Here is a 1,997-nt window from a genome sequence, read left to right on the forward strand (position 1 = left end):
GCCCCCACCCTCACAAGCCCGGCGCCCTGCTCACCTCTTTGCCGCAAACCGCACCCGCACTGGCAGTACCACCGACTGCGACGCTCGTTGCCGCCATGGCGGTTACTGCCAGGTGCGGGACGGCGCTCGGCTGCCGCGTTCGCGCGCCGCCCCACGAAGCCGAGGCTCCCAACTCAAGGGGCGCGAGGCGCAGGGCCGTGCACCGGACCCCGACCGCGGTGTCGGGCCAGTGGGGCAGCGCCGTCGCCGTTCGTCCGGCAACCAGACCGCTGGCGCGGGAGCGGGCCCAAGCGCGCTGGCGTGCGGGCCGAGGGGAGCTGTATCCGGCGACCCGGCCGACGTCGCCCGGCCGCCGGGGCCCTTCGCCGCGGCGCCACGACCGGCCGCGCATAGCAACCACCGCCGACCGGGGCGCTCGCCCCCGAACCGCCCTGCTGCCGCGACGAACCGCCCTGCTGCCGCGACCACGGGTGGCTCCGCGCTCCACAGCATGTCGCCAGACGCGCATCCGGGCGTACACGCACTGGGGGCGCGGTGGGGCGCGAGGGGGCCAGAGCGCGGAGACATAAGGGCGACCCCTCACGGAGTGCGTGCATCCGGGCACGCGGACGTCCTGGTCGCACGGCAGGGGGTCGAGGAGGCCGGGGCGCGCGGGGACATGAGCGCGACCCTTGCGAGTGCGTGCATCCGGGTGCGTGGACGTCTTGGGGGCTCAGTGGGGGGCGAGGGGGCCAAGGCGCAGGCACGTGAGCGCGACCCTCGCGCCGTGTTGGGCCGCCACGCTGCCTGGATTGCCGCCCGTCGACTGCCATGCCGAGTCGTTGCCGTGCCGGTCGGCGCTTGGTCGGGTGTGGTCGAAAGGCTGGGCGGCGCGAGGCCGGGTTTGTGGATGTTGGCCGGCGTGGCGCTGCGTCGACTGCCGCGCTGGCTGTTGCCATGGCGGCTGTTGCCCTGCGGCGGCCGGGGCCATGCTGGCTGGCTGCTTCTGTCGGTCGGGTCGCCGAATTTCGAGATGGCGCGGTTCGCTGAGCCCGGTGCCCCGGTGCCCCGGTGCCCCGGTGCCCCGGTGCCCCGGTGCCCGGCGCTCTGGCGCTCTGGCGCCCTGCGCTGCGGGGGCGGTTGGAGGTGTGTACCGCGCTGAACGTGCCCCTGGGCCGTCTGTGCTTGGTCAGGTGCGGCGGGCGGTGGAGCGGCGGTTGGGGCGTCGGCGGACGGGCGGGGGCGTGATGGCGGCGTAGAGGAGGTCGTGAGCCTGGATTCTGGACATCGTCGGCAGGCTGGCGGGCAGGGTCGCCTCCGTCGGAGGGACGGCCACCAGACCACCGGCGGTGATGGTCGCGCGGTCGCCGGTCCAGGGGCCCAGCAGGATCGCAGACACCCCGCCTCGTTGGATGTCCAGGATTTCGTGGATCCGGTCGGTCTCGCCCGCGCAGTCGGCGACGAGGAGCAGCCGGGGGATAGGGGGTTTGCCGGCGTTCCGGCGGATCGTCAGCTCGGTTTCGAGATAGGCCAGGGCGGCGTCGAGATTCCCGGGGATGAACAGTTCGGACATGTCGTCGTCAAGGAATTCGTCTTCGTCGAGGCCGAACATGCGGGTGACGTCCGGGCGCGGGATCACGATCAGGGACGGGTGTTGCGTTCCGAGGGCGGCGAGGGTCAGCACGCGGGCCGTTGCCAGGGCTCCCGGGCCCGCGAGTCCCACGGTGCCGACGGCGAACGGGTCGACCGGCGGCCGGTGCCGGAGCGCCGGTGATGGCGACGGGTTCGGGGATGCGGGGGAGGAGAAGCGGCGTCGCAACGGGTAGCAGATCGCGGCGACGACCGGGAGAAGGAGGAGGAGCAACGCCGTCGCCACGGTGGCGGTGGTGGCGTGGGAGCGGGCGGCCGGTGGAGGTGTGTCCGAGTCCGGATGTGCCGCAGATGTGACGTCTGCCGCGTTGGTGTGGGAGGTGAGGAAGTATCGAGGCGGTACCAGGGCGGCCTGGAGGGGTGGTGGG

General features: G+C 73.5%; 1 protein-coding gene. It reads right to left on the minus strand.

Translation table 11 applies throughout. From position 1 onward, the window contains the following. Positions 1–1,168: 1,168 nt before the first annotated feature. Positions 1,169–1,997: hypothetical protein (locus tag DMH08_RS39295; protein WP_233618077.1), on the minus strand; the 829-nt coding region annotated here is incomplete at its 5' end.

Source organism: Actinomadura sp. WAC 06369, assembly GCF_003947565.1.
Lineage (GTDB): Bacteria > Actinomycetota > Actinomycetes > Streptosporangiales > Streptosporangiaceae > Spirillospora > Spirillospora rifamycini.